This window comes from Dietzia sp. SLG310A2-38A2 (assembly GCF_014145095.1).
Lineage (GTDB): Bacteria > Actinomycetota > Actinomycetes > Mycobacteriales > Mycobacteriaceae > Dietzia.
This window is the reverse complement of sequence record NZ_JAALDX010000522.1, coordinates 3,513-5,688: the sequence shown is the minus strand read 5'-3', so window position 1 is coordinate 5,688 and position 2,176 is coordinate 3,513. Positions and strand designations below refer to the sequence as shown.

Here is a 2,176-nt window from a genome sequence, read left to right as displayed (position 1 = left end):
GCCGACCGATCCGGTGACCCACACCGCGTGTGCCACCGCCGGTCCGAGCCGCGCGGCCAGCTCACGCCGCAGCCCGTCGGACCAGGCCCGCGCGCGCTCGTCGTGTGGATCACGGGGGGGTGTCATGAGGGCATTCGACCACGCGGTCGGGCGGCCCGGCGAGCGGGGAGCAACGGCGTGAGGGCGTGTTAATCGGATCGAAACATCAGGCAACCCGAGGGTCATACGCGGTGGGAAAACTATCGGCAGACAGGAACTGCTTCTGACGCCACCCGGGTCCACCGACCCCCGCCCCCCGAGAGGAGTGCCGGACATGAGTGACCCCTCCGGACTCACCACCCCGGCCCCCGAACGTCGGGGTGATCACGACGACCTCGCCGATCTCGGCTACGAGCAACAGCTTCACCGCAGCCTCGGCACGTTCGCCTCGTTCGCTGCCGGGTTCTCGTTCGTCTCCATCCTCACGACCATCTTCCAGCTGTTCGGACTCGGATACGGGTTCGGGGGGCCGGCGTTCTTCTGGACGTGGCTGATCGTGTTCGCCGGCCAGTTCCTGGTGGCGCTGTGCTTCGCCGAACTCGCGGCCCACTACCCGATCTCGGGAGCGATCTACCAGTGGTCCCGGCGGATGGGAGGCGAGATCGTCGGGTGGTTCGGGGGCTGGTTCATGATCCTCGCCCAGATCGTCACCGCCGCGGCGGCGGCCATCGCGCTGCAGGTCGTCCTGCCCAGCATCTGGTCCGGCTTCCAGATCATCGGCGAGGACCCGGCGCTGACCTCGCCGTCCGGCTCGACGAACGCCGTGTTGCTCGGATCGGTTCTCCTCGTCATCACCACCACGATCAACTCGCTCGGCATCAGGTGGATGGCCTACGTCAACAACATCGGCGTGACCTGCGAGATCGTCGGCGTGATCGCCGTGATCCTGGCGCTGCTGACCCACGCGGTCCGCGGTCCCCAGGTCGTCTTCGACACCGCGGGCATGGGTGACCAGCCCGGGTACATCTGGGCCTGGGTCGTCTCCGGACTCATGGCGGCCTACGTCATGGTGGGATTCGGCTCGGCGGGCGAACTCGCGGAGGAGACTGTCAATCCCCGTCGCATCGCGCCCCGGACCATCCGCATGGCCCTGACCGTCTCCGCCCTCGGCGGTGGCCTGATGATCCTGAGCGCGCTCATGGCCGCGCCCAGCCTCACCGACGGCCGGCTGGCCACCGAGGGCCTGCCCTACGTCCTCAACTCGGTGCTCGGGAACTTCTGGGGCAAGGTGCTCCTCGTGGTAGTGGTGGTGGCGATCTTCATCTGCACCCTCGCCATCCAGACCGCGGCCACCCGGTTGATGTTCTCGATGGCCCGCGACGGTCGCCTGCCCTTCTCGTCGACGCTGTCCCGCGTCAACCCCCGCACCGGGACCCCGATCGCCCCGGCCGTGTTCATCGGCCTGTCGTGCATCGCGATCCTGCTGGTCAACATGGGCAACGACGCGATCTTCGCCACCCTCGCCTCGGTGTGCATCATCCTCATCTACCTCGCCTACCTCTGCGTGACCGCACCGCTGCTCCTGCGCCGGCTCAAGGGGTGGCCGAACGGCCCCCGGCTCACCGACGCCGAGGGCAAACCGCTCTTCTCGCTGGGCCGCTGGGGGATCCCGGTCAACGTCATGGCCGTGGGGTACGGACTGCTCATGACGGTCAACCTCGCCTGGCCGCGGACCGAGATCTTCGACCCCTCGGGCGAGACCCCGTGGATGCGGTGGGCCGGCGTCCTGACCGTCCTCGCGGTGGTGGGGCTCGGCATCCTGTGCTTCCCCCGCGGCAAGACCCATCCCAAGCCCGTCAAGATCGGAGAGTGACCTGAGATGACCAGCACCACCGAACCCGGCATCACGGCACCCGGCACCACCGAGAGCACATCCACCACCTCGGGTGCCCGCGAGCACGCCCGCGCCCAGGCCGGCACGATCACCGACGCCATGCCGGTCGTCCCCGCCACCGCCTGGCCCCACCCGCCGGCCGACGTCCCGGCTGACCGCCTGACGTGGGCGGAGTCCATCCCCGGCGGCCGGTACACCGCGGTCACCCTGGCCCGGGGCACACGCATCCGACTCACCGACCGGGACGGCACGGCCTGCGCCTCGCTCATGATGTGGCGCGCCGACGCCCCCTGGGAACGTCTC

2 protein-coding genes are annotated in these 2,176 nt (G+C 69.3%); both read left to right on the top strand.

What is annotated here, in order from left to right:
• Window positions 1-313 precede the first annotated feature (313 nt).
• Window positions 314-1,852 carry an amino acid permease gene (locus G6027_RS16565; RefSeq protein WP_182638107.1) on the top strand — a complete coding sequence of 513 codons (1,539 nt, stop codon included), beginning with the start codon at window positions 314-316 and terminating at the stop codon, window positions 1,850-1,852.
• Window positions 1,853-1,858: 6 nt separating this feature from the next.
• Window positions 1,859-2,176, top strand: a 318-nt coding sequence (locus G6027_RS16560; protein ID WP_182638106.1) for a DUF1989 domain-containing protein, incomplete at its 3' end; no start/stop codon positions are given.

Excerpts from the sequence above, each read along its gene's own strand:
- G6027_RS16565 (WP_182638107.1), top strand. The coding sequence starts at position 314 with ATGAGTGACCCCTCCGGACTCACCACCCCGGCCCCCGAACGTCGGGGT.